This window comes from Kribbella italica (genome assembly GCF_014205135.1).
Lineage (GTDB): Bacteria > Actinomycetota > Actinomycetes > Propionibacteriales > Kribbellaceae > Kribbella > Kribbella italica.
Genome location: NZ_JACHMY010000001.1, coordinates 430,595 through 456,206, shown reverse-complemented (window position 1 = coordinate 456,206; position 25,612 = coordinate 430,595). Strand labels below are relative to the sequence as shown.

General features: G+C 70.4%; 22 protein-coding genes. 9 read left to right on the top strand and 13 right to left on the bottom strand.

The annotated features are described in order from the left end of the window. Window positions 1-17: 17 nt before the first annotated feature. The 3 genes from HDA39_RS43595 to HDA39_RS02335 all read right to left on the bottom strand — a co-directional run bounded on the left by HDA39_RS43595 (window position 18) and on the right by HDA39_RS02335 (window position 4,036). A complete protein-coding gene (locus HDA39_RS43595; protein WP_337925595.1) occupies window positions 18-1,394 on the bottom strand; it encodes an SDR family oxidoreductase in 1,377 nt (458 codons plus the stop codon). Continuing rightward, window positions 1,391-2,377 carry an aldo/keto reductase gene (locus HDA39_RS02340; protein ID WP_184793596.1) on the bottom strand — a complete coding sequence of 329 codons (987 nt, stop codon included), beginning with the start codon at window positions 2,375-2,377 and terminating at the stop codon, window positions 1,391-1,393. Before HDA39_RS02340 ends, HDA39_RS43595 begins: the two co-directional genes overlap by 4 nt. A 633-nt stretch (window positions 2,378-3,010) precedes the next feature. Further along, window positions 3,011-4,036 (bottom strand): bifunctional alpha/beta hydrolase/OsmC family protein, encoded by a 1,026-nt coding sequence (locus tag HDA39_RS02335; RefSeq protein WP_184793595.1) that lies wholly within the window; start codon window positions 4,034-4,036, stop codon window positions 3,011-3,013. Between the two features lie 202 nt (window positions 4,037-4,238). Here HDA39_RS02335 and HDA39_RS02330 point away from each other — a divergent pair, with 202 nt between their 5' ends. From HDA39_RS02330 to HDA39_RS02320, 3 genes are read left to right on the top strand one after another with little or no spacing between them, the layout of a single operon-like run. Continuing rightward, window positions 4,239-7,358 (top strand): FtsX-like permease family protein, encoded by a 3,120-nt coding sequence (locus HDA39_RS02330; RefSeq protein ID WP_184793594.1) that lies wholly within the window; start codon window positions 4,239-4,241, stop codon window positions 7,356-7,358. Further along, window positions 7,355-8,194, top strand: coding sequence for an ABC transporter ATP-binding protein (locus HDA39_RS02325; RefSeq protein WP_184793593.1), 840 nt, complete (start codon window positions 7,355-7,357; stop codon window positions 8,192-8,194). The genes HDA39_RS02330 and HDA39_RS02325 overlap by 4 nt, the downstream gene beginning before the upstream one ends. After that, on the top strand, window positions 8,191-8,859 hold the full coding sequence (locus HDA39_RS02320; protein WP_184793592.1) for an ABC transporter ATP-binding protein: 669 nt from the start codon (window positions 8,191-8,193) through the stop codon (window positions 8,857-8,859). Before HDA39_RS02325 ends, HDA39_RS02320 begins: the two co-directional genes overlap by 4 nt. A 164-nt stretch (window positions 8,860-9,023) precedes the next feature. On the opposite strand, the gene HDA39_RS02315 is transcribed toward HDA39_RS02320, so the two are convergent. After that, a complete protein-coding gene (locus HDA39_RS02315) occupies window positions 9,024-10,496 on the bottom strand; it encodes a GNAT family N-acetyltransferase (protein ID WP_184793591.1) in 1,473 nt (490 codons plus the stop codon). A 41-nt stretch (window positions 10,497-10,537) separates the two neighbouring features. Further along, window positions 10,538-12,211, bottom strand: a complete 1,674-nt coding sequence (gene leuA, locus HDA39_RS02310; RefSeq protein ID WP_202893350.1) for a 2-isopropylmalate synthase — start codon at window positions 12,209-12,211, stop codon at window positions 10,538-10,540. 297 nt (window positions 12,212-12,508) lie between these two features. Between leuA and HDA39_RS02305 the strand changes: the two genes are divergently transcribed. Both HDA39_RS02305 and HDA39_RS02300 read left to right on the top strand, forming a co-directional pair. Then, entirely contained in the window at window positions 12,509-13,315 is an 807-nt protein-coding gene (locus tag HDA39_RS02305) for an EamA family transporter (RefSeq protein ID WP_184793589.1), read from the top strand. Between the two features lie 48 nt (window positions 13,316-13,363). After that, a complete protein-coding gene (locus HDA39_RS02300) occupies window positions 13,364-13,786 on the top strand; it encodes a PPOX class F420-dependent oxidoreductase (protein ID WP_184793588.1) in 423 nt (140 codons plus the stop codon). Window positions 13,787-13,837: 51 nt separating this feature from the next. Here the strand turns inward: HDA39_RS02300 and katG are convergent, their stop codons facing one another. Both katG and HDA39_RS02290 read right to left on the bottom strand, forming a co-directional pair. Continuing rightward, window positions 13,838-16,039 (bottom strand): catalase/peroxidase HPI, encoded by a 2,202-nt coding sequence (gene katG / locus HDA39_RS02295; RefSeq protein ID WP_184793587.1) that lies wholly within the window; start codon window positions 16,037-16,039, stop codon window positions 13,838-13,840. Between the two features lie 2 nt (window positions 16,040-16,041). After that, the gene (locus HDA39_RS02290) at window positions 16,042-16,485 is read right to left on the bottom strand and encodes a transcriptional repressor (protein ID WP_184793586.1); all 444 of its coding nucleotides are present in this window, start codon (window positions 16,483-16,485) and stop codon (window positions 16,042-16,044) included. An 88-nt stretch (window positions 16,486-16,573) separates the two neighbouring features. Between HDA39_RS02290 and HDA39_RS02285 the strand changes: the two genes are divergently transcribed. Both HDA39_RS02285 and HDA39_RS02280 read left to right on the top strand, forming a co-directional pair. Then, entirely contained in the window at window positions 16,574-17,563 is a 990-nt protein-coding gene (locus HDA39_RS02285) for a GNAT family N-acetyltransferase (RefSeq protein WP_337925594.1), read from the top strand. Window positions 17,564-17,579: 16 nt separating this feature from the next. Further along, the gene (locus HDA39_RS02280; RefSeq protein WP_184793585.1) at window positions 17,580-18,863 is read left to right on the top strand and encodes an MFS transporter; all 1,284 of its coding nucleotides are present in this window, start codon (window positions 17,580-17,582) and stop codon (window positions 18,861-18,863) included. A gap of 88 nt (window positions 18,864-18,951) precedes the next feature. Here the strand turns inward: HDA39_RS02280 and HDA39_RS02275 are convergent, their stop codons facing one another. From HDA39_RS02275 to HDA39_RS02250, 6 genes are read right to left on the bottom strand one after another with little or no spacing between them, the layout of a single operon-like run. Next, complete coding sequence (locus HDA39_RS02275; RefSeq protein WP_184793584.1) at window positions 18,952-19,674, bottom strand: GNAT family N-acetyltransferase; 723 nt, start codon at window positions 19,672-19,674, stop codon at window positions 18,952-18,954. Then, complete coding sequence (era, locus tag HDA39_RS02270; RefSeq protein ID WP_184793583.1) at window positions 19,674-20,603, bottom strand: GTPase Era; 930 nt, start codon at window positions 20,601-20,603, stop codon at window positions 19,674-19,676. Before era ends, HDA39_RS02275 begins: the two co-directional genes overlap by 1 nt. Then, window positions 20,587-20,922, bottom strand: a complete 336-nt coding sequence (locus tag HDA39_RS02265) for a cytidine deaminase (RefSeq protein WP_184793582.1) — start codon at window positions 20,920-20,922, stop codon at window positions 20,587-20,589. Before HDA39_RS02265 ends, era begins: the two co-directional genes overlap by 17 nt. A gap of 16 nt (window positions 20,923-20,938) precedes the next feature. Continuing rightward, window positions 20,939-22,246 (bottom strand): CNNM domain-containing protein, encoded by a 1,308-nt coding sequence (locus HDA39_RS02260; protein ID WP_184793581.1) that lies wholly within the window; start codon window positions 22,244-22,246, stop codon window positions 20,939-20,941. 7 nt (window positions 22,247-22,253) lie between these two features. Next, a complete protein-coding gene (gene ybeY / locus HDA39_RS02255) occupies window positions 22,254-22,730 on the bottom strand; it encodes an rRNA maturation RNase YbeY (protein ID WP_184793580.1) in 477 nt (158 codons plus the stop codon). Beyond that, on the bottom strand, window positions 22,727-23,653 hold the full coding sequence (locus tag HDA39_RS02250; RefSeq protein WP_202893346.1) for a PhoH family protein: 927 nt from the start codon (window positions 23,651-23,653) through the stop codon (window positions 22,727-22,729). The genes ybeY and HDA39_RS02250 overlap by 4 nt, the downstream gene beginning before the upstream one ends. Window positions 23,654-23,983: 330 nt before the next feature. Between HDA39_RS02250 and HDA39_RS02245 the strand changes: the two genes are divergently transcribed. Both HDA39_RS02245 and HDA39_RS02240 read left to right on the top strand, forming a co-directional pair. Next, window positions 23,984-24,493, top strand: coding sequence for a SigE family RNA polymerase sigma factor (locus HDA39_RS02245; RefSeq protein ID WP_337925593.1), 510 nt, complete (start codon window positions 23,984-23,986; stop codon window positions 24,491-24,493). Further along, entirely contained in the window at window positions 24,490-25,608 is a 1,119-nt protein-coding gene (locus tag HDA39_RS02240; RefSeq protein ID WP_184793578.1) for a Gmad2 immunoglobulin-like domain-containing protein, read from the top strand. Before HDA39_RS02245 ends, HDA39_RS02240 begins: the two co-directional genes overlap by 4 nt. Window positions 25,609-25,612 lie beyond the last annotated feature (4 nt).

Here is a 25,612-nt window from a genome sequence, read left to right as displayed (position 1 = left end):
TCAAACGGGTCCGACAGTCAGCGGGTGGCGACGTACTCGGCCAGGCTGGTGGGCTTGCGGCCGGTGAGCTGTTCGACGGCGGTGGTGACGGTGCCGAGTTCGCCGCTGGCGATGGCGGCGTACGACGTGACCCAGCCGGCGACCTCCCAGGCGGGGGCGCCGAAGCGTTCGCGCGAGCGGTAGGCCTCGTCGAGGGTCTCCGGCTCATAGCGGATCTTGCGGCCGTGGCTCTCGCTGAGCAGGGCGGCGGCCTCGGTCAGGGTGAACGCGGTCGGGCCGGTGAGGTCGTAAGTCGTACCGGTGTGTGCGGCGGGGTCGAGGAGGACCTGCGTGGCCGCCGCGGCGACGTCGTCGCGGAGTACGGCGGCAACGCGGCCGTCGCCGGCCGGTCCGCGGATGGCGTCGTCCTCGCCGACGAAGCCGGGGACGAAGTCGAGGTACAGGTTGTCGCGGAGGAAGGTGAACTCGACGCCGGTCGCGCGGAGGTGCTGCTCGGTGTGCCAGTGGTCGCGCGCGAAGGTGAAGGTCGCGTTCGGGCCGGCGCCGACGAAGGAGGTGTAGACGATGTGGCGGACGCCGGCGGCAACGGCGGCGTCGATCGTTGCCGTGTGCAACGAGACGCGGTCGGCGGACTCGGTGGCGCTGAGCAGGAGGAGGGTGTGGACGCCGTCGAGGGCGTCGATGAGGGCGTCGTGGTCGCCGTACGACGCTTGGGCGATCTCACTACCTGCTAACTCGGGGGCGCGGGCGGGGTCTCGCACCAGCAGTCGCTGGCGGACGCCGGCGTCGGCCAGATGGCGTGCGATCTTGGAGCCCAGTTTGCCGGTGGAGCCGGTGACGGCGATCAGTGGTTGCTCGCCGCTGCGGGCGCCGGGCACGTCGCTGGAGGTGCTCGCCGCGGCGGCGCCAGTTGGAGTTGAAGGGGTGGCGCCCGGAGCCGAAGGGGTGGGGCCGGGGGTGGTGGAGCCGGGCGCGGGGGTGGGGCCAGGCCCGGTGGTGCCGGGGGTGGTGGAGCCGAACGCGGGGGCGGCGCCAGGCCCGGTGGAGCCGGGGGTGGTGGAGCCGAACGCGGGGGCGGCGCCAGGCCCGGTGGAGCCGGGGGTGGTGGTGACGGGAGCGGGGGTGGCGCCAGTCCCGGTGGCGCCGGGGGCGGTGGGACCGGGCGCGGGGGTGGCGCCAGGCCCGGTGGCGGCGGACGCGGAAGCGCTTGTGCCGGTGGCGCCTGGAGCTGTCGGGGTGTCCCCGCCGCGAGCGTCGGGGGTGCCCAGGGTGTTCTCGCCGCGAGCGTCCGGCGCGCCCGGCGTGCCCCCGTCGCGAGCGTCCGGCGTACCCGGGGTGCCCCCGTCGCGAGCGTCCGGCGTACCCGGGGTGTTCTTGCTGCCGTCCGAGTTCACTGGCCGACCATTTTCAGGCCGGCTTCGGTGTAGCGGGTGCCGGCGGCGGAGTCTGGAGGGAAGGCCTCGTTGAGGGTGGTGAGTTCTTCGGGGGTGAGGGTCAGGTCGGCGGCGGCGAGGTTCTCGGTCAGGTACTTGCGGCGCTTGGTGCCGGGGATCGGGGCGACGTCGTTGCCCTGGGCAAGGAGCCAGGCGAGGGCGAGCTGGCCGGCGGTGACGTCGCGGGCCGCGGCGAGGGACTTGACCTGGTCGACCAGGTCGAGGTTCTTCTGGAAGTTGTCGCCGGTGAAGCGGGGCAGCGAGGCGCGCATGTCGTCGGGGCCGAAGTCGGCGGGCGACGTGAGCTGGCCGGTGAGGAAGCCGCGGCCGAGCGGGCTGAACGGGACGAACCCGATGCCGAGCTCGCGCAGGGCCGGCAGGACGACGGTCTCGGGGTCGCGGGTCCACAGGGACCACTCGCTCTGGACGGCGCTGATCGGGTGGACGGCGTGCGCGGCGCGGACGGTGTCGCCGTTGACCTCCGACAGGCCGAGGTACCGGACCTTGCCGGCGGTCACCGCTTCGGCCATCGCGCCGACGGTCTCCTCGATCGGGACGTTGGGGTCGCGGCGGTGCAGGTACCACAGGTCGACGTGGTCGACGCCGAGGCGGCGGAGCGAGGCGTCGATGGCTTCACGGGCGTACGCCGGGGTGCCGTTGACGACGTTCGGGAGCTGGTCGCCGGCGGCGGCGCGGCGGAAGCCGAACTTGGTCGCCAGCACCACCTGGTCGCGGCGCCCGGCCAGCGCACGGCCGACGAGCTCCTCGTTGGCGCCGTCGCCGTACACGTCGGCGGTGTCGAGAAAGGTGCAGCCGGCATCGATCGCCGCGTGCACGGTCGCGATCGACTCGGCGTCGTCGCCGGCACCGTACGACTGCGACATCCCCATGCAGCCGAGGCCGAGGGCGGAAACGGTCAGTTCTCCGAGCTGGGTTTCACGCATGCGTCCGAACCTACCCCGTTCTTCTGCTGGTACGGCGAGGGGCCTGGTGAGACGAGAAACCGGTCTCTCCCCGTGGAGTCTTGTACGACGAGGGCGAGGTTGGTGGGCATGCGGCCGGGTTGGTTGCCTTGGATGAGGTTGTGGCGGCCGAAGAGAGAGGTGTGGAGCAGCCTGCTCGATCTGGTGGTGCACGTCGGTTGCTCGGTGGGTGGTCATGCGGCCGGAGAGGTCGCGTGGGCTGAGGTTGCGACGGCCGGAAGGACAGGTGGGGCGTCGGGCAGCGTCAGCAGGTTGGTGCGCAGTAGCAGGTCGTGCTCGCCGGTGACTGCCCGGCCGAGCAGACGCCGCCGCAGGTGCCCCGCCGTGCGCGAGGGTCGGCCGTCGCGGCCGGGGGAGACGCCGCCGGAGGCACCTCGCCGCGCGCGAGGGTCGGTGGTCCTGCGGCCGGAGAGGTCGCTTGGGCTGAGGTTGCAGCGGCCGGAAGGACAGGAGCTACTGAGGGCCGTACGACGGTGGTGGTGGTAGGGCGCCGGGCAGCGTCAGCAGGATGGCTTGCGCAGCAGCAGGTCGTGGCTGGCTGATCGTCGCAGCCGGGTAGATGCCGCCGGATGTGCCCCGCTGCGTGCGTCCGGGTCAGTCCGCCATCGCTGTGCGGATTTGGATTTCTGAGTGGAGGGTTCGGTGGACCGGGCACTTGCCGGCGATGGCGAGGAGTTTTTCGCGGTGTTCGGGGGTGAGGTCGCCGTCGAGGGTGATGCGGAGGTCGATGCGGTCGAGCATGCCGTTGGTGGTTTCGCAGTTCTCGCAGTCCTTGGCGTGGATGCGGGCGTGGCGGAGTTCGACGGAGACGTCGCGGAGCGGGATCTGCTTGCGTTCGGCGTACATGCGGATCGTCATCGACGTGCAGGAGCCGAGGGACGCGAGCAGCAGGTCGTACGGCGTGGGCCCGGTGTCGCGGCCCAGTGGGACGGGCTCGTCGGCGGTCAGGCGGTGGCGGCCGGCGACGATGGTCTGGGCGTACGGCGTGCCGTTCTCGCGGACGAGGACGTGGTGGCCCGTCGTCAGCCCGGACGCGACCGGCGGCGCGGGGGTGGTCAGGTAGCGGGCGACCCAGGCGCCGATCATCGTCGCGGCGTACACCGCGTCGGTGGCGGCCGACAGCGAGTGGTCGGCGCCGTCCAGCGCGATGAACGACTTCGGGTGCCGGGCCGCGACGAACAGGTGGCCGGCGTTCTGGATGCCGACCTGCTGGTCGTTCGGCGCGTGCATCACCAGCAGCGCGGTGCGCGGCGGCGGGATCTCGCCGGCCGGCGCGTTGATCGTCACGACGGCGCGGATCTCGGGGACCAGGTGCGAGGCCGACAGCACCGCGACCCCGCCGAGCGAGTGGCCGATCAGGATCCCCGGCGGCTCGAAGTTCGCCCGCAGGTGGTACGCCGCCAGGACGACGTCCGCGACCGCCCCAGCGGCACCGATCTCGAAGGCGAGCACGGCGATCCCGGCCCGGGTCAGGACATCGGCGATCACGTCCACGGATCCGGGTGAGCGGTGCGCGAGAACGGCGTACGCGCGGACCTCGCCGGTGGGCAGTGCCATCAGTGCGTCGAGTGATCCACCCTGCGGCCTGTCCAGCTCCAGCGTGACCTTCGGATCCGTCATGGGACAAGCATCCCTGACGCGGCGAATCCACGGTCGCATCGACCCACGGTGACAGACAGGTATCACTGGGTGACAACTGTTGCGCGCAGGCAACAAGGTGCGCAACGAAACCGCATCGGTCGCTGCCGACTTCCTGACGTGACACCGGCCAGTCCGTAGTTTCTCGTCAGGGTTCCACGCACTGCTGGGGGGTACGGAAAAGATGTTTCTGGGCCGGGCGTTGCGGTACCGGTGGTCCCAGGCCGTCGTACTGGCCGGGGTCAGCCTGCTGATCGGCACGTGCGCCACCTTCGCGCCGTGGTTCTCGCGGTCGGTCGAACAGACCGTGACGACCGAGATGCTGACCAACCGCCCGCTGGTCGCGGCCTGGCAGCTGGAGGCGCTTCCGCCGCCCACGAGTCGCATCGTCAGCAAGCCGACCGCGCCGGAGAAGCTGCAGGACCTCGTTCCCGCCGACGTCCGGCCCCTGTTCAGCGCCCCCGTGTACGGCTCGCACGTCGACGTCCAGTGGATCACCGGCCCGAACATCACCGACCCGAAACCGAACGCCCGGATCCTGTGGCGCGACGGGTTCTGCGAACGGGTGACGGTGACCGCCGGCCGCTGTGCGACCGCCCCGAACGAGGTCGTGGCCTCGGTCGCGGACGTCGAGAACCACAAGGTCAGGATCGGTCAGCGCCTGGACATCGTCCCCACCCAGTACGTCGGCAGCGGGAAACTGACCGTCGTCGGTCTGTACCGGGCCGTGGACGCGAAGGACATCTACTGGTTCGGCCGCCCGCCGACCGGACGTTCCTACCCACAGCTCACCGAACGTGACTCCGGTCAGCTGGACTACCTGCTGACGCCTCGGGCCACGTTCGACCAGAACGCGTGGGGACACCGCAACACCCTCGACACCCGGCCACTGCCCGGGCTGACCCGCGTGAACGACCTGGACCGGCTCAGGGCCGCCACCAACGACGCCCAGGCGAAGGCCAGTGACCTCGAGTACAACGCCTCGAACCTCTCCGCTCTGGCCAGTCTGGTCGACTCGATCGATTCCGAGCGCAAGCAGGCGGCGACGATCATCCCGCTGGTGATGGTCCAGGTCGCCCTGTTCGGTGTGGTCGTCCTGGCCCTCGCCCTGGCCGCGGTCGTGGACCAGCGCAGACCTGAGCTCGCAGTCGCCAGGCTGCGGGGCTCCAGCGCTCGCCGGGCCGGACGTGCACTCGCGCTGGAGCTCGGCGTACCAGTCGCGGCCGGGATGCTGCTCGGCCTGGTGTCCGGCTTCGGACTGCTGCTGGCGGTCAGGGCGAGCTGGCTCAACGGAGGATCTCCCCTCGAGTTCCACTGGACAGTCCCGGCCGCGCTGGGCCTGGCGCTGGTGATCGGTCTGGCCGTCGTGGCCTGGACCGTCCGGTCGATCGCCCGTCAGCCGATCTCCACCCTGCTGCGTCGCGTGGTGCCACGCCGCCGGGGCAGGGGTGTGGCGGCCGTGGATATCGCGGTCATCGTCCTCGCGACGGCCGGGCTGGTCGGTGCGCTGACCGGAGGCGGCCGCGGTCCCCTGCCGGTGCTCACCCCGACCCTGCTGGCGCTGGCGGTCGGTCTGACCTTCGCGCACCTGCTGCTCCCGGCTGCAGCCCTGATCAGCCGGCAGGCCCTGCGTGCGGGACGTCTCGGACTCGCGCTGGGCGCCCTGCAGGTGTCACGCCGGCCCGCGGTGACCCGCATCGTGGCAGTCGTCGCCGTCGCGACCGCGCTGGTGTCGTTCGCCGGCCAGGCCGCATCCGTTGCCGCTGGCAACCGGGACACCCGCGCCGGGTACGAGACCGGCGCGGCAGGTGTCCTCGACGTGAGCCCCGGAGACCTCGGCGACTTCACCAAGGTTCTCGACGGCCTCGACCGCGACCGGCAGTGGCTCTCCCCCGTCATCATCGGTACGACGACCGCTCCGGACTCGCTGCGGACCATGATGATCGAGCCGGACAGCTTCCGCCGGATCGCCTTCCGGGGTGGCGAACTGACCGACCCCGACGGCTTCGCCCAGCTTACCGCACCACGGGAGCCGGCTCCGATCGAGCTGCGCGGCGACACCCTGCGGGTCACCGCGAGCACCGGCCCGATGAAGCCGGTCGTCCCGGAGACGGTCAACGGCACGCCGCCGCCGGACCAGGAGCCCGCGAAGTCGGTGATCATCCAGGCCACGATGGTCAGCCTCCGCGACGGCGGCCGGTACGTCGCCAACTTCCCCCCGATGCCGCTGGTGCCGGGGCGTACGACGGACCTGTCCACCGACATCTCCTGCGGCGGCGGCTGCCGGCTGCTGCGGATCGGCATCGCCCGGGGCCTCGACGACCAGTCCGGTATCGAGGGGGACGTGACGATCAGCAAGCTCGGCACTCCCGAGAAGCCGGTCCTGCCACTCGGCAAGGCGTCCGACTGGGAGGAGATCCCGCAGCTCAGCGAGAAGACCGGATCGATCAGCGCGAAGGACGGTCCCGTCGGCGGACTCACCTTGCACGTCACCAGCATCGCGCTGGAGACCCTGCTCCAGCACGGCTCCGTCCCGCCGCTGGTTCCCTCACTGGTGACCCGCGGCTACCCGCGGTCGGACAACCTGACCGTGCCCGGCCTGGACGGGATCGCCTTCCGGATCAGCCCGGTCGAGCGGCTCGCGGCACCGATCAACCGCTACCCGCTCCGGTCCGCGGTGGTCGATCTGGAGACGATGCGCCGGCTGGGCGGTTCCGTCGCCCTGCCCAGCATGTCGTTCGAGGTCTGGCTGAACGACGAGGGCCTGACCAAGGCCGACCAGGCGATCGAGGCGCTGAAGAAGGCCGGCTTCCAGGCGCAGCTGGTCGACCGCAGCGCCGACCGCGAGGCGGCGTACGGGCGGTCGGCCAGCGCGCTCGCGCTGCAGCTGACGCCGGTGATCGGGGTAGCCGGCTGGTCGCTGGCGATCATCGTGCTGCTGCTGATGGTGGTCACCTCGTGGCGGTCGCGGGCGCAGGACTACGCCAGCCTCAAGATCACCGGCGTACTGGCCTCGACGACCGGGCGGGCCGCCCGGTGGGAGCAGACCGGACCGGTCGCGCTGGCTGTGCTGCTCGGCTCGATCTGTGGAGTGGTCGGCGCGAAGGTGGCGCTGCCGCTGATCCCGCTGTTCGCCGAAACCAGTGAACCGTCGCCGATTCCGCTCGACCTCGGCACCAACTGGGCCGTCGCGGGCGTGCTGTGGCTGATCGGAACCGTCGTCCTGACCGTGACCACCGTGCTGCTCGGCTCGGGCGTGAACCGCCGGGCCGGCTACAGCCGGATCAAGGAGGAGCTGTCATGAGCGGGCTCGCGATCAGCACCAGCGGCCTGGTGCACATCTACCGCAGCCAGGGTCACGACGTCGCAGCGCTCTCCGGCATCGGAATCAACGTCCGGCCCGGTGAACTGGTCGGCCTGCTCGGCCCGTCCGGAGCCGGCAAGTCGACGCTGCTGCAGCTGTGCGGCGGGCTGCTCACACCGAGCGCCGGCCGCCTGCACATCGGCGACCACAACATCGCGACGATGACCGAGGCCGAGCTGGACCGGATGCGTGCCGCCGACGTCGGCATCGTGCTGCAGGGCGCCGGGCGCAACCTGATCCCGTACCTGACGCCCATCGACAACATCCAGTACGCGCAGCGCGCCGCGCCACGCAACCGGGACCTGCCGTCGCCGGAAGAGGTGCTGGAGCTGGTCGGCCTGGCCCAGCAGGCGAAAGCGCCGCTCGGCGCCCTCACTCCCGGGCAGATCCAGCTCACCGCGGTCGCGGTCGGGATCGCTACCTTTCCCGGCCTGCTGCTCGCCGACGAGCCGACCAGCCAGCTCGATCACCAGGCCCGCGACGAAGTCCTCGCGGCGATCTCCACCATCAACCGGGCCACCGGCATGACCGTGCTGCTGATCACCCACGACCCCGACGTCGCCGCCGCGCTCCCCCGCACGATCACCATCCGGGACGGCCGGATCGCCTCCGAAGGCCGCTCCGGTGAGGAGTTCGCGGTGGTCGCCTCCGACGGATCCCTGCCGCTGCCGCCCCACGTGGCCGACCTCCTGCCACCCGGGACTCTGCTCCAGGTCACCACCACCGAGGACGGCGAGGTTCGGCTCAGTCCGGTCCAGCAGGAAGGCACCCGATGAGCGAACAAGGCATCACGGCCACCGGCCTCACTGTCGTGTACGGCGAACAGGTGGCCGTCGCGGACGTGTCGTTCCGCGTGCCGCCGGGGTTCGTCCTGGCCGTCAGCGGCCCGTCCGGCGCGGGCAAGAGTTCGTTGCTGTGGGCACTGGCCGGGGCGGTCGCGCCGAAGACGGGCACGGTCGAGCTGGACGGCGTACCGGTAGTGGACCGGCCGGGCGCGTCCAAGCAGGGCGTCGTACTGATCCCGCAGGGCAACGGACTGGCGCGGGTGCTCACCGCCCGGGAGAACCTGGCGCTGCCCCTGATTTCTTCGGCGTTGATTGCTGAGGGCAAGAAAGAGGTCGACCACGTGATCGACGAGGCGCTGACCGCGGTGGGACTGGAGGAGAGCGGCGATCACCTGGTCGAGGAGCTGTCCGGTGGCGAGCAGCAGCGGGTCGCGGTCGCTCGCGGGCTGGCCCAGCAGGGCCGCGTCGTCCTCGCCGACGAGTCGACCAGCGAGCTCGACAGCACCAACCGCGAACGCGTGCTCGACCTGCTCCGGCGCGAGGCCGAGCGTGGCGCCGCGGTCATCATCGCCACGCACGACCCGAGCGTCGCCGCCGGCGCCGACGGCCACGCGACCATGGACGAGGGCCACCTCAGCTGGCAGCGCCGGCTGTAGGGCGTGTCTCCCAATTGTCGCCGTAGCGAGCAGGTGCTCGGTGCGGTAGCTCGGAGTGCTGGAGTGAAGGCCTCGATGTTTTTCCATCGTGGGCTTTGCTCCAGTGCTTCGAGGTGCCGTGCCGAGTGCCGCGCAGTAGGCGAGAATCGGGAGACACGCCCTACTCACAGGCCGATCAGGTGCGGTGACGTGGGCGGGCCGCTCGCGAGCAGGTCGGCCAGGTAGACCGGCAGGGCGCGCGGGGAGAAGACGTCCGGGCCGTCGTACGCCGCGAGCTCCTGCTGGGTCCACCAGCGATGGCCGTGCACGTTCTCGGCCCGGAGCTCGTCCGCCGACATGGTGCCGCCCGGGGTGTGGGTGTCGACCCGGACGAGGAAGTAGTCGTTGATCACGCCGTCGTACCCGGCGGCGTGGCCGTCGGCAACGACCTCCTGGTGCCACAGGTGCGGCGGATCGGCCGGCAGTGTCAGGCCGATCTCCTCGATCAGCTCGCGGGTGAGTGCCTGCAGCAACGATTCTCCCGGCTCGACGCCGCCGCCGGGGGCGGCCCAGACGTCGGGGCGGTCGTCGAAGGTGAACCGGAGCAGGAGGATCCGGTCGTCGCGATCGAGGACCACGGCGCGCGCGGCCGGGCGCAGGTTCGGGGTGTGGCGCTCGAGCTCGTGGAGTTCTTCGGCGAAGGTGAAGCCGAAGCGGGCGTTGACCTTCTGCATCGGGGCGTTGGACTGGGCGGTCCAGGTGTGCAGGAGGGTTTGCGTGGTGCGGTGCTCGGCGAGCTGCGTGAGGTTGGCGAGCTTGAGGTGGGTGCCGAGGTTGTGGCCGCGGTGGTCGCGGAGGACGAGCGTGTCGTCCTGCATGACGTTGTCGGGGTCGCCGGGCATCACGTAGATGAGCGTGTAGCCGGCCGGGAGGCCGTCGTCGGTGTGGGCCATGGTGACGAGGGCGAGGTGGTTCTTCGCCATCCGCTCCTCGTTCTGGCGCAGGCGCTCGACGGTCCATGGCTCCGGGGTGCGGGTCATCTCGCCGGAGGGGACGTCGACGTCCATGGCGGTCCTCAGGTCGGCGTACGCCGGCAGGTGTTCCTCGGGGCAGGGGCCGGCCCAGGAGGTCAGCCGGTAGCCGGTGAGGTCGCCGGCGTCCTTCGTGAGGTGCGCGAGGCGGTCGGCGTCGTACGGGAGGGGTACGACGAAGTGGTCCTCGACGTTGCCGATGCTGAACCCGAGGCCGGCGGCGAACGCGCTGCCCGGCCAGGGGTCGTTCGTTGCGGGGACGCCGAGCTCGGCCTGGAAGATGGTGCGGCCGAGCTCCGCCGCGCGAGCTGTTGCCCAGCGCCACAACTGGGTGCCGGCGCCGCGGCGGCGCTCGGCCGGCGGAACGTCGATCTCGACGTCGACGGTGTCGAGGTCGCCGATCAGCGGGTACTCGAACAGCATGGCGCCGACCAGACGGTCCCCGTCGAAGGCACCGACCGGGATCCGGCGCTTGGCCGGTCCGGGAGTGCGGAGCGAGGAGGACAGTGCGTCCCAGTTGGCGACGAAGGCAGCCGGGCGCTGGTCGACCGCCGCGGCCCGGAAGGCGTCGTACCAGCTCCGGAAGGTCGCATCGTCGGACGGGTCGACCTCGCGCACGGTGATCATCCGCCGAGCCAAGCAGCTCAGCGGATGATCCGCACTCTCTTTTACCGGGTGGCGCGGTTGATGGCGGAGACGACCGCCTTCAAGGAAGCCGTGAGGATGTTGGCGTCGCGGCCGACGCCCCAGAAGACCTCGTCGCCGACCTCGCACTCGACGTACGCGGCGGCCAGGGCGTCGCCGCCGGCCGAGAGGGCGTGCTCGTGGTAGTCCAGCACGCGCACGTCGTACTTCAGCGGCTTGAGCGCGTCGACGAACGCCGAGACCGGGCCGTTGCCCTCGCCGGTCAGCTCGTGCGGTACGCCGTTGGAGTAGACCTGCACGGCGACCGTCTCGTTGCCCTCACCACCGGACGTCGACGTGACGGTCAGCAGCGACAGCTTGCCCGGCACCAGGTACTCGGTGGAGAAGATGTCCCACATCACCTGCGGGCCGACCTCGCCGCCCTCGGCGTCGGTGTGCTGCTGGATCACCCGGCTGAACTCGATCTGCAGCCGGCGCGGCAGGTCGAGACGGTGCTCGGACTTCATGATGTACGCGACGCCGCCCTTGCCGGACTGCGAGTTGACCCGGATCACGGCCTCGTACGACCGGCCGACGTCCTTCGGGTCGATCGGCAGGTACGGCGCTTCCCAGGTGATCTCGCCGACCGGCCGGCCCTCGGCCGCGGCCTGCTTGTCCAGCGCCTCCAGGCCCTTCTTGATCGCGTCCTGGTGCGAGCCGGAGAAGGCGGTGTAGACCAGGTCACCGGCGTACGGCTGCCGCTCGGGCACCCGCATCTGGGTGCAGTACTCGACCGTACGGCGGATCTCGTCGATGTCGGAGAAGTCGATCTGCGGGTCGATGCCCTGGCTGAACAGGTTCATCCCCAGCGTGACCAGGTCGACGTTGCCGGTCCGCTCGCCGTGGCCGAACAGGCAGCCCTCGACGCGGTCCGCGCCGGCCATCAGCGCCAGCTCGGTGGCGGCGACCGCCGTCCCCCGGTCGTTGTGCGGGTGCAGGCTGATCGTGCTGTGCTCACGCCGGGTGAGGTTCCGGCCGAACCACTCGATCTGGTCGGCGTACACGTTCGGCGTGGACATCTCGACGGTGGCCGGCAGGTTCAGGATGATCTCGCGACCCGCGGCCGGCTGCCAGACGTCACTGACCGCCTCGCACACCTCCAGCGCGAACTCCAGCTCGGTGCCGGTGAAGATCTCCGGGCTGTACTGGTAGCCGAACTCGCAGTCGCCCAGCAGCTCGTCGGCGTACTTCATCACCGTCTCGGTACCGCGGACCGCGATGTTCAGGCACTCGGCCTTCTCGACGTTGAACACGACCCGGCGAAACAGCGGCGCGGTCGCGTTGTACAGGTGGATGGTCGCCTTCGGCGAGCCTTGCAGCGACTGCACGGTCCGCTCGATCAGCTCCTCGCGGGCCTGGGTCAGCACCGAGATCGTCACGTCGTCCGGGATCGCGTCGCCCTCGATCAGCGACCGGACGAAGTCGAAGTCGTACTGGCTGGCGCTGGGGAAACCGACCTCGATCTCCTTGTAGCCCATCCGGACCAGCAGGTCGAACATCCGGCGCTTGCGGGCCGGAGACATCGGCTCGACCAGCGCCTGGTTGCCGTCGCGCAAGTCGGTGGACAGCCAGCGCGGCGTCCGCTCGACGGACTTCGCCGGCCAGGTGCGGTCCGGCAGGTCGATCGGGGGGAACGCGCGGTAGCGCGCTACCGGCATCCCGGACGGCTGCTGGACGGGCTGAGGCTGGTTCTTCGGTGCCACGGGATTCTCCTCGGGAAGGCTGTACTACGGGTCGCAGACGACCGGCGCACGACAGAACTCCGCGGCGAGGGAACCGGCCTGGTCAGGCCTCGCCGCGGCAGCGAAGGAGGAGAAGCTGGTGCCGCATGATGCCTGCGAGTTTATGCACAGCCGTGCCCGGCCGTCGAACCGGGGGTCTCGATCGGCGAGACACACAGCGTGATCGGCAGGTGAGTAGACAGCGTCTACTGCGGTCGTGTAGACACTGTCTACGTGATCGCTCTTGCCTTGCTCACCGTTGCCGCCGGCTGCCACGCGACCTGGAACCTGCTGGTCAAACGATCGCCCCTGCAGGGGCCGGGATTCGTCTGGTTGTGCGCGGTCCTGACAGCTCCGGTGTCCGTCGGGCTGATCGTCTGGCGCGGACTCGGGCCGGCCTGGTGGGCGGCGCTGGTCAGCATGGCACTGCACACGGCGTACGCGGTGACGCTGCAGAAGGCGTACGGCGCGGGCGGGTTCTCGATCGTCTACCCGGTCAGCCGCGGTACGACGCCGGTGCTGGTGACGCTCGCGACGATCCCGTGGACGGGACTGCCGCCGATGGTGACGTGGATCGGCGCGGCTCTCGTCGCCTGCGGAATCCTCATGATGGACCGCACTCCAGGACGCCGCGGGCTGGGCCGCGGCGTCACCCTCGGCCTCACTGTCGCCGCCTGCAGCTGCGCCTACACGCTGTGGGACGGCCTCGCGATCACCACGCTCGATGTCGATCTCCTGTCCTACCTCGCGATCAGCAACCTGGCCCAGGTCATCCTGCTCACCGCAGCCGTCCGCCCGCGCGCGGTCCTGCAGCACTGGCGCTCCGCCGCACCGATCGCCGTCCTCACCCCGGCCAGCTACGGGCTCGTCCTCGTGGCCATGACCCTGACCTCGATCGAGAGCGTAGCCATCGGACGCACCCTCAACGTGGTCGTCGGCACCCTGCTCGGACTGCTGGTCCTGCGCGAACGCCTCACTCCCCTGACCACCGCCGGCCTGGCCGTCGTCGTCACCGGCGTACTGCTGGGAGCCTCGCTGTGAAGGCTCGCGGCTTGCCTTCAAGTTTGGTTGAGCTCCTAGGCTGGCCGCATGACTGAATCCCTCGCCGCGCGGCTCGGAACCCATGGGCTCGGTGCGCTGGTCACCCTCAAGCGGGACGGCCGGCCGCAGCTGTCGAACGTCACCTACGTGTACGACGCGGAGCGCGGCCGGATCAGCGTCTCGCTGACCGACGACCGCGCGAAGACGAAGAACCTGCGCCGCGATCCCCGGGCCAGCCTGTACGTCGACGGGCCGGGCGGCCGGTCGTACGTCGTACTGGAAGGCAAGGCCGAGCTGTCCGCGGTCGCGCAGCAGCCGGACGACGCGACTGTCGAGGCGCTGGTCGACTACTACCGGACGGCCTCCGGCGAGCACCCGGACTGGGACGACTACCGGCGCACGATGGTCGCCGACGGGCGGCTGCTGTTCACGATGACGGTCGACCACGCGTACGGAATGCCGAAACCGTGAACGACGCCGGGCCGGCCCACCATCGTGGACCGGCCCGGCACCCGTACTAGCTCACTTCAGGTCGAAGCGGTCGAGCTCCATCACCTTGACCCACGCGGCGACGAAGTCCTTGACGAACTTGGCCTGCGCGTCCCCGGCGGCGTACACCTCGGCGAGCGCCCGCAGCTGCGAGTTCGCGCCGAAGACCAGGTCGACCGGGGTCGCGGTCCACTTGACGTCCTCGGCACCGAGGTCGCGGATCTCGAAGACGTTCTCCTCCGCGGCCGAGGCCTTCCACTCCGTGCCCGCGGCGAGCAGGTTGACGAAGAAGTCGGTGCTCAGCGTGTCGGCCTTGTCGGTCAGTACGCCGTGCGCCGTGCCGCCGACATTGTTGCCCAGGGCCCGCAAGCCGCCGACCAGGACGGTCAGCTCCGGCGCGGTCAGGGTCAGCATGTACGCCCGGTCGAGCAGCAGCAGCTCCGGCGTCAGCTTCTCGCCGGCCTGCAGGTAGTTGCGGAAACCGTCGGCACGCGGCTCGAGCACCGCGAACGAGTGGACGTCGGTGTCGTCCTGCGAGGCGTCGGTCCGGCCCGCGTGGAACGGAACGGTGACGTCCTGCCCGGCGTTCCGGGCCGCCTTCTCGACGGCCGCCGAGCCACCCAGCACGATCAGGTCGGCCAGCGAGATCTGCTTGCCGCCGGCGCCGTTGAACTCCTGCTGGATGCCCTCGAGCGTCTCCAGCACCTTGGCCAGCTCGGCCGGCTCGTTGATCTCCCAGTTGCGCTGCGGCTCGAGCCGGATGCGGGCGCCGTTCGCGCCACCGCGCCGGTCGGTGCCGCGGAACGAGGCCGCCGAGGCCCACGCCGTACGGACCAGCTGGCCGACGGACAAGCCCGAGTTGAGCAGCTTCTCCTTCAGCGCCGCGACGTCCGCGTCGTCGACCAGCTCGTGGTCGACGGCCGGGACCGGGTCCTGCCACAGCTGCGGCTCCGCGACCCACGGGCCGAGGTAGCGCGGCAGCGGGCCCATGTCACGGTGCAGCAGCTTGTACCAGGCCTTGGCGAAGGCGAGCTGGAACTCCTCCGGGTGCTCGAGGAACCGGCGCGAGATCTTGTCGTACTCCGGGTCGAAGCGCAGCGCGAGGTCGGTGGTGAGCATCGTCGGCCGGTGCTTCTTGGCCGCGTCGTACGCGTCCGGCACGTTCTCCTCGGCGTCCTTCGCGACCCACTGGTGCGCACCGGCCGGGCTCTTGGTGAGCTCCCACTCGAACGCGTACAGGTTCTTGAAGAAGTCGTGGCCCCAGCGCGTCGGCGTGCTGGTCCAGGTCACCTCGAGACCGCTGGTGATCGTGTCGGCGCCCTTACCGGAGCCGTATCCGTTCTTCCAGCCCAGACCCTGCTGCTCCAGCGGGGCGCCCTCGGGCTCCGGGCCGACCTGGTCGGCCGGGCCGGCACCGTGCGTCTTGCCGAACGAGTGACCGCCGGCGATCAGCGCGATCGTCTCCTCGTCGTTCATCGCCATCCGGGCGAAGGTGTCGCGGATGTCCCGCGCCGCGGCGACCGGGTCCGGTACGCCGTTCGGGCCTTCGGGGTTGACGTAGATCAGGCCCATCTGGACCGCGCCGAGCTTGCTGTGCAGCTCACGCTCACCGCTGTAGCGCTCGTCGCCCAGCCAGGTGTCCTCCGGTCCCCAGAAGATCTCCTCGGGCTCCCACAGGTCCTCGCGGCCGAAGCCGAACCCGAAGGTCTCGAAGCCCATGTCCTCGAGCGCGACGTTGCCGGCCAGCACCAGCAGGTCGGCCCAGGAGATCTTGCGGCCGTACTTCTGCTTGACCGGCCAGAGCAGCCGGCGGGCCTTGTCCAGGTTGGCGTTGTCGGGCCAGCTGTTCAGCGGGGCGAACCGCTGCGAGCCGTCGCCGGCGCCACCACGGCCGTCCTCGATCCGGTAGGTGCCGGCGCTGTGCCAGCTCATCCGGATGAACAGCGGGCCGTAGTGGCCGAAGTCCGACGGCCACCAGTCCTGCGACGTCCGCATCACCTCGACGATGTCGCGCTTCAGCGCGTCCACGTCGAGGGTCTTGAACTCCTCGGCGTAGTCGAAGTCGCCGTCCAGCGGGCTGGCCTGCGGCGCGTGCCGGCGCAGGACCGAGAGGTCCAGCTGGTTCGGCCACCAGTCCCGGTTCGTCCGCGGGGAGGGCACCGCGGGCGTCGGGGCGTCGATGGCGGGGTTCTCGCTCTCACTGCCGTGATGGGGCAGGTCAGGCGTCTCGGTCATGCTCAACCTCTCGATGTGGTGGCTGGTTCAGAACTGGCCGCGGAGCAGTCCGGGCACAGTCCCCAGTACACGACCTCGGCCTCGTCGACAGCGAAGCCGTGATGGTCGGACGGGTGCAGGCACGGAGCCGCGCCGGTGGCGCAGTCCACGTCTTCGATGGCGCCGCAGGACCGGCACACCACGTGGTGGTGGTTGTCGCCGACCCGCGCCTCGTAGCGAGCGACCGATCCGGCCGGCTGGATCCGCCGGAGCAGACCCGCGTCGGTCAGCGCCCGCAGTACGTCGTACACGGCCTGGTGCGAAACGTCCGGGAGCTCTTCTCGGGTCGCCCGGATGATCGCGTCGGTGTCGGCGTGCGGATGCCGGTGCACGGCGGTCAGGACGGCAAGCCTCGGACGGGTGACCCGCAGGTCGACCGAACGGAGGAGGTCTCGAGGACTTGCCACGCGGGAAGTCTTGTACAGAAACTGGAATCAGTCAAGAACAGCGGAAAATCCACTCGCGTCCGCCGGTGCGGTCGCTCATCCTGACCTGGTGGACATCACGAGGCTCTCCCCCGACGACGAGGTCGGGTGCGCGGACGCCGTGGCGCTGTTCCAGGCCACGCACAAGCTCGACTGCCCCGCGGCGCTGCTGCCGACCCCGCGCGGGTTCGCGGCGCATCTGAGGTACGGCTGGGACGGCGATCCCGGCCAGGCGTACCTGGCGCGCGACGAGGACGGCCGGCTGGCCGGCGTGCTCAGCGTCGAGCTGCCGACGTACGACAACACGAACCTGGCCTGGTTCGAGGTCGAGGTGCACCCCGACCGGCGCGGCCGCGGGCTCGGCGGCGAACTGATCGCGTACGGCGAGGGCCTGGCCGAGGAGCTCGGCCGCACGTCGGCCGGGCTGAGCGCGTGGGACCTGCCGAAGGCGGACGTGTTCGCGCGCCACCAGGGCTTTGAGCAGAAGGCCATCGAGGTGAACCGGCGCCAGGACCTGACCGCCCTGGACTGGGACCTCGTCCAGCGCCTGTACGACGACGCGGTGCGCGCCGCTTCGGCGTACGAGCTGGTGCGGGTGACCGGCAAGCTGCCCGAGGACATGCTCGACGGGATGGTCGCAGTCACCGCGTCGATCAACGACGCACCGAAGGACGACCTGGACATCGAGGACGACGAGTACAGCCCCGAGCGGCTGCGCGCCTACGAGGACGCGCAACTGGCGCACGACCGCACGCTGTACCGGGTGATCGCCCGCGAGCGCGCGACCGGCGCACTGGCCGGCCACTCGACCATCACGGTCGAGCGCGAACGACCGCACATCGCCGAGCAGGCCGACACCGCGGTCTCCCGCGACCACCGCGGACACCGCCTCGGCGCACTGGTGAAAACCGGCATGCTGCTCTGGATGCGCGACGTCGAACCCGCCCTCACCCAGCTCGACACCTGGAACGCGGAGTCCAACGCCCACATGATCGGCATCAACGAAAAACTCGGCTACCACGTCGTCGCCCGCTCGATCGCCTACCAGAAGTCGCTCTAGACGACCTGAGCGGGCGGTGGCACGGAGCACGACGGCAGCCGGCCGGACGAGCGACTTCGGCCGGCTGTGGTTCGGTGAGTCGGTCAGCCTGCTCGGCGACCAGGTCGCGTCCCTGGCTCTGCCGACCGCGGCCGTACTCCTGCTCGGCGCGAGCGCGACCGAGGTCGGCGCGCTCACCGCGGTCGGCACGCTCGCGTACCCGCTGCTCGGCCTGTTCGCGGGCGCGCTGATGGACCGGGTCCGGCGCCGCCCGGTGATGATCCTCGCGAACGTCGTCCGGATGGGCTGCTTCGCCGTCCTGGCTGTCTGCGCGGCGACCGGCAGCGTCACGATGCCGCTGCTGTACGCCGTGGCCGCGGCGGTCGGCGTCGCCACGATCTTCTTCGACATCGCCTACCAGACCTACCTGCCGTCGCTGCTCGCCGGCGAAAAACTTGCCCAGGGCAACGTACGGCTGGAGTTGTCCAGCTCGCTGTCCCGGCTGGCCGGGCCCTCCCTGGGTGGCCTGCTGCTGCAGTACGGCGGCCTCGCGATCGGCTTCGGCGTCAACGCGGCGTCGTTCGCCGCGTCCATGCTCGGCGTCACCGCGATCCGTACGCCGGAGCCGGCGCCGAACCGCGGCGACCACCGAACCAGCCTGCTCGCCGACATCCTGGACGGCGTCCGGCTGATGTGGCGGCACCCGGTCCTCCGCCCGCTGACCGTCTCGGCCGCGCTCCGCAACCTCGGCATCAACGCCCATCGCACGGTCCTGATCGTCTTCCTCTACCGATCCCTCGACCTGTCGGCGGGCGCGGTCGGTCTGGTCTTCACCGTCGGCGCGGCCGGAGCACTCACCGGCGCCGCGTTCACCTCCTGGCTGCGTACCCGCCTCGGCGTCGGCCGCACCCTCCTGCTCACCGGCCTCGAAGGACTGGTCTGGCTCCTCACGCCCCTCAGCCTCATCGGTGGCGCGCCGGCGTGGGTGCTGGGTCTGATGTTCGTCTCGTCGCTGTGGCTGCCGGTCTGGAACGCCACCGTCACCACTCTTCGCCAGCAGATCACGCCAGCGGCCTACCTCGGCCGCGTTCAGGCAACCGCCCGCACGATCAACCTGAGCACCATCCCGATCGGCGCCGTCCTCGGCGGGGTGGTGGCGGACTCGCTGTCCGGACTGGGCGACCGCACCGGGCCCGTGCTCGCGCTGACCCTTTGCGGAGGCGTCGCCGCGTTGTCGCTGGTCCAGCTCGGCAGCCGTCGCATCCGGTCCATCACCACGCTCCCGGACCGTCCTGATCCAGCGGGCACGGAGGAGTCATGAGAGCAGCCGCCCTCGCCGTACCGAGTTGGCAACGCTGGAGGCGAACCGGGAGGAACGCCGCAGAGTAGGCGGGGAGCCGAGCGACCCCTCAGACAACCTGGAGGATGGTGACCTTCGTGTGGTTGGTGAGGGTGAAGCCGAGGGTTTCGTAGAGGCGGATGGCCGGTGTGTTGGAGGCGCCGGTGTGGAGGAAGGGCTGGTTGCCGCGGTGTTCGATGCCGGCCGCGACGGCGCGGATCAGGCGGGTGGCCAGGCCGCGGCCGCGGTGGTCGGGGTGGGTGCAGACGGCGCTGATCTCGGTGTAGCCGGGGAGGCGGTAGCGCTCGCCGGCCATCGCGATCAGTACGCCGTCCTGCCGCAGGCCGAGGTAGGTGCCGAGCTCGATCGTGCGGGCCCGGAACGGGCCGGGGTCGGTCAGGGCGACCAGGCTCAGCATCTCCGGTACGTCGTCCGGGCCGAGCACGACCAGCTCGGGGTCCTCGACGCCCAGACCGGCCGGGGCGAGGAACTGCACGAGGTCGATCGCCAGATCGACCTTGAACGTGTCAGGCACCACGAGGTCCGGGTGCTTGATCGCGACCACCCGACCGCGCCCGATCAGCGCGGCGGCATCGGCCCAGTCCTGCTCGGTCGGGTCGTCCGGCAGCCCGAGGAAAGGGGCTACGTCGGACGGGTAGACCCGGGCGTTCCCCCGGACCTCCGCGAAAGAAGAGTGTGGGCCGTTGAGCGCCGCGAAGGCCGGGTTGAGGAGCGCGGCGGCATGCCGTGGCGCTCCGGCGCCGGCGTCCGGGGCGATGTTTCCCTCCGCCATCAGAACCCGAGTTTTTTCAGGTGCTTCGCGTCGGTCTGCCAGTTCTTGGCGATCTTCACGTGCAGGTCCAGGTAGACCGGCGTGCCGAGCAGGGCCTCGATCTGGCGGCGGGCGTTGGCCCCGACCTCGCGCAGACGGGCGCCCTTGTGGCCGATCACGATGCCCTTCTGGCTGTCACGCTCGAGGTAGAGGTTGGCGTAGATGTCCAGCAGCGGCTTGTCCTCGGGACGGCCCTCGCGCAGCATCATCTCGTCGATGGTGACGGCGATCGAGTGCGGCAGCTCGTCCCGGACGCCTTCCAGCGCGGCCTCCCGGATCAGCTCGCCGACCAGGATCTCCTCGGGCTCGTCGGTCACGTCACCGTCGGGGTACAGCGGCATGCCCTGCGGCAGCAGCTTCACCAGCTCGTCGGCGACGGTCTCCACCTGGAACCCGTCGACCGCCGAGACCGGCACGATCGCGGCCCACTCGATGCCGTGCGTCTCGCCCAGCTTGGCGATCTCGTTCAGGTGCTCGGCCATCCGGTCCGGCCCGACCAGGTCGGACTTGGTGGCCAGCGCGACCTTCGGCGTCCTGGCGACCTTGGCCGCCTCCGCGACCAGGAACCGGTCGCCCGGCCCGATCCGGTCGCTGGCCGGCAGGCAGACCGCGATCACGTCGACCTCGGCCCAGGTCGTCTTCACCACGTCGTTCAGCCGCTCGCCGAGCAGCGTGCGGGGCTTGTGCAGACCGGGGGTGTCGACCAGGATCAGCTGCGCGTCGTCGCGGTGCACGATGCCCCGGACGGCGTGCCGGGTGGTCTGCGGCTTGGACGACGTGATCACGATCTTCTGGCCGACCAGCGCGTTGGTCAGCGTCGACTTGCCCGCGTTCGGCCGCCCGACGAAACAGGCGAAACCGGAGCGGAACTCCTCAGGTGTGGACGACATGCCGAACCTCTCCGTTGCCATCAGCAACGACTACCGGCAGCGCGGCGCCACCGAAGTACCGAACGACCTCGACGTCGGCCGTGTCGGCGTCGGTCACCACCGCGGCCGCTTCGAGCCCTTTGACCCCGGACGACACCGCCATCGCGGTCGCCAGCTGCAGCGCGGACAGCAGCACCGTGTCGAGCTGGACCGTACAGGCAGCGTACGTCCGGCCGTCGGAGTCACGCACGGCGGCACCCTCGGCCGCGCGGGTCCGGGCCCGGGCCGCCCGGGCCAACGTGACCAGTTTGGCGTCCTCGTCGGAAAGGTCAGCGGGCAACGAAAACTCCAAGGTCTCAGGCCGTTTGATGGCTGTTGTCCTGCGGCTGCTCGGCAACGTCCTCGGTCCGCCGGACCAGCACCGTACCGATCTGGTTGCGGCGGCCCGACGGCCGTTCCGCGGTGAGGGACAGGCCCTCGATCTCGACCTGGGCGCCCGGGATCGGCACCTTGCCGAGCAGCTTGGCCATCAGCCCGCCGACGGTGTCGACGTCGTCGTCGTCCAGCGGTACGCCGAACAGCTCGCCGAGCTCGTCGATCGGGTATCGGCTGGACAGCCGGTAGGCGCCGTCGGACAGCGCCTGCACCGCCTCCGGCGCCTCGTCGTACTCGTCGGTGATCTCGCCGACGATCTCCTCCAGGATGTCCTCGATGGTGACCAGGCCGGCGGTGCCGCCGTACTCGTCGACGACCATCGCGACGTGCATCCGGGCCGCCTGCATCTCGCGCAGCAGCTGGTCGACCGGCTTGCTGTCCGGCACGTACATGCAGGGCCGCATCACCGACTCGACCCGCTCGGTCGACTCCGACTGCGCGTTGTCGTAGACGCGGCGCATCACGTCCTTGAGGTAGACCACGCCGAGGATGTCGTCGAGGGAGTCACCGACCACCGGGATCCGCGAGTAGCCCGAGCGCAGCGCCAGCGAGGTGAGCTGGCGCAGCTTCTTGTGCCGCTCGATGTAGACCATGTCGGTGCGCGGCACCATCACCTCGCGCACGATCGTGTCGCCGAGCTCGAAGACCGAGTGGATCATCTGCCGCTCGTTGGACTCGATCACGGCGGACTTCTCGGCCAGGTCGACCAGGGCCCGCAGCTCGGACTCGGTCGCGAACGGGCCGGCCGCGAACCCCTTGCCGGGGGTGAGCGCGTTGCCGATCAGGATCAGCAGCTTCGGGATCGGTCCGAGCACCGTGGTCAGCGCCATGATCGGGCCGGCCGAGAGCATCGCGAACCGGTCCGAGTGCTGCCGGCCGAGCGTACGCGGGGCGACGCCGATGATCACGTACGAGACCACCACCATCACCACCGCGGTGATCAGGATGTGCTCCCAGGTCACGGTGAAGATGTTCGACAGGGCCTGGGTGACCAGCACGATCGCGGTGATCTCGCAGGTCAGCCGGACCAGGAGCAGGGTGTTCAGGTAGCGCGGGGCGTCGGTCAGCAGGTCGCTCAGCCGCACCGCACGGGTGTTGCCCAGCTCGACCTGCTCGTTGGCCCGCACCTTCGAGTACGCCGAGATGGCCGCCTCCGCGCCAGCGAACACGCCGGCGAGCAGGACGAGCACCGCGGCCACCACCAGCAGGGCGCCGTCGTGGGAGCTCACCGCCGCGTCACTCCTCGCCGAGCCGGTTGCCAGGGGCGCGCCACGCTTCGAGCAGCCGGCCCTGGACTTCCCACATCTCCGCCTTCTCGGCCGGTTCGGCGTGGTCGTACCCGAGCAGGTGCAGGATGCCGTGCACCGTCAGCAGCTCGAGCTCGGCCCACGTCCCGTGGCCGGCCTTGGCGCCCTGCGCCGCGGCCACCGTCGGGCACAGGGCGATGTCACCCAGGTGTCCGAGCGGCGGCTCGGTGTCGTCGGAGTCGCTGCCCGGACGCAGCTCGTCCATCGGCCACGACATCACGTCGGTCGGCCCGGGCAGGTCCAGGAACTCGACGTGGTACCGCGCCATCGTGTCCTCGTCGACCAGCTTGATCGACAGCTCGCACTCGGGGTGCAGGCGCAGGCTCGACATCACGAAGCGGCTCAGCCGCATCAGTCCGTGGGCGTCGATCTCCACGCCGGACTCGTTGTTGACCTCGACGTTCATCGGTTCGGTTCAGCGCTGCCTTCGTAGTTTTCGTAGGCCGACACGATCCGGCCGACCAGCTTGTGCCGGACCACGTCGTGCGACGTGAGCCGGCAGAACGTCAGGTCCCGCACGCCTTCCAGGATGTCCTGCACGACCCGCAGGCCGGAGTTCGTCCCGGACGGCAGGTCGACCTGGGTGACGTCACCGGTGACCACCATCTTGGAGCCGAAGCCGAGCCGGGTGAGGAACATCTTCATCTGCTCGGGCGAGGTGTTCTGCGCCTCGTCCAGGATGATGTAGGCGTCGTTCAGGGTCCGGCCGCGCATGTAGGCCAGCGGCGCGATCTCGATCGTGCCGGCCGTCATCAGCCGCGGGATCGACTCCGGGTCGAGCATGTCGTGCAGGGCGTCGTACAGCGGGCGCAGGTACGGGTCGATCTTCTCCGACAGCGTGCCGGGCAGGAAGCCGAGCCGCTCGCCGGCCTCGACGGCCGGCCGGGTCAGGATGATCCGGTTGACCTCCTTGGCCTGCAGCGCCTGGACCGCCTTGGCGACCGCCAGGTAGGTCTTGCCGGTACCGGCCGGGCCGATGCCGAACACGATCGTGTTCTTGTCGATCGCGTCGACGTAGCGCTTCTGGTTCAGCGTCTTGGGCCGGATGGTGCGGCCGCGGCTGGACAGGATGTTCTGGGTCAGGACGTCGGCCGGGCTCTCGGCCGTCTCGGCCTTGATCATCGCGATGCTGCGCTCGACGGAGTCGGCGGTCAGCCCGTGACCGGTCCGCACCACCGCGATCAGCTCGTCGATCAGCCGCTCGGACAGGGCCAGCTCGGCCGGATCGCCGTTCATCGTGATCTCGTTGCCGCGGACCATGATGTCGGCCGCGAACTCCTTCTCGATGATCCGGAGGAACTCGTCCCGGGCTCCGAGCAGCGCCACCATGTCGATGCTGTTCGGCACCACGATCTTGTGGGACGCCTTGGGCGGCTCGTTGCCGCCGGCGCGCGTCGCATCCGGGTGCGACGGCTCGATACTGCGTGGCCTGGACAGGCTCTTCTCCTCCTGAGGACGGTGACGCTGACTGCGTCCATGCTAGCCGTCCGCACCGACAGCCTCACCGGTAATATGCTCCAACACGCTCGGTGAGCGAACGGAGCCGTCCAGTGACAGGAATCCAGATGCCGCAAGCCCGACCGGAATTGCTGTCAACCTGGGACACGTCCTCCGCGTCTTCGTCATGTGGCACAACCGGCCGTGGTGTATGACGAGTGCGTGGCTCAGGACTCCTCGTGGAATGCCGACGAGGCGCTGACGGCTGTCTACACGGCGCACTACACGTCGTTGGTCCGCCTCGGCGCCCTGCTGCTGCGTGACCGGGGATCGGCGGAGGAGATCGTGCAGGACGCCTTCGTGGCGATGCACGCCCGCTGGCACCGGCTGCGCGATCCGCACAAGGCGCTGGCGTACCTGAGGACCGCCGTGGTGAACCGCTGCCGATCGCGGCAGCGGCACCTGGTGGTCGTCGACAAGCACCTGCCGCGCTCACTGCCGGACGAGCCGAGCGCGGAGGCGGCGGTGCTGCGGACCGCGGAGACCGACCGGGTGATCGAGGCGATGCGCACCCTGCCGGAGAAGCAACGCACCGTCATGGTCCTGCGGTACTACGGTGACCTGTCGGAGGCGGAGATCGCCGACACGATGGGGATCAGCCGGGGATCGGTGAAGAGCCATGCAGCGCGGGCGACCAAGTCCTTGCGCCAGGTCCTGGAGCAGAGCACATGAGTGACCAGCCGAACGACGACTTCGACGAGCTGATGCGGCGCGCCCTGCACAACGAGGCCGACCGCGTCGAGCCGGCCGACGGGCTGCACGAGATCCAGGCCCGGGTCCGCACCACCCGTACGCCGGTCAACCGCCGTCCCTGGGCGATCACCGCCGGCGCCGCCGTGCTCGGGACGGCGGCCGCGATCGGGGCGTTCGCCGTACTGAACGGCGACGACCGGCAGGCCGGCGACAACGAGGTCGCGGGCGCGCCCGGTACGACGACCAGCGCGACCGGTACGCCGGAGAGCGCGACCGCCCGGCCGCCGGCCACCGTGCCGTCGCCGTCGGTGGAGGAGCCGACCGACCAGACGCCCGAGGCGAAGCCGACGACCAAGCAGCAGGGCAGGCTGGAGCCGGAGACCTCGGGAGCGATCCCGGTCTACTGGCTCGGCGAGACGATCGGGTTCGAGAGCGGGCCCGGCGTCCGGCTGTACCGGACCTTCGTGCCGTTCAAGGGCCGGGCGACGTACGCGGCGGTCCAGCTGATGGCGTCCGGCAAGGCCGACGACCCCGACTACAGCTCGCCGTGGGCCGGCGCGCAGGTCTCCGAGGTCCGGATGTCCGGTGCGCTGACGACGGTGGACTTCAAGTCGGTGCCGACGACGCGCCTGGAGCCGGGCGTCGCGCAGATGGCGCTGCAGCAGCTGGTCTACACGGTCCAGGGCGCGAGCAAGGCGACCGTTCCGGTCGAGGTCACGCTGCAGGGCAAGCCGCTGCCGCAGCTGTTCGGGGTCGACATCAAGCAGCCGCTCGGCCGGGCGCAGTCGCTCGACGTCCAGGCGTTCATCTGGGTCACCTCGCCGGACAACGGCGCCGTGCTCACGACGCCGTTCAAGGTGAGCGGCATCGGCGCGGTGAACGAGGCCCAGCTGAACTGGCGGATCACGTCCGACGACAACCGCAAGGTGCTCGACGAGGGAGTGGCCACGACCAAGGAGGCGTTCAAGCTCACGCCGTACTCGTTCGTCGTCCCCAAGCTGCCGGCCGGGCGGTACACGCTCGAGGTGTTCGAGGTGTCGGCCGCGGACGGCCGGCAGACCTCGACCGATTCGAAGACGCTGGTGGTGAAATAGTCGC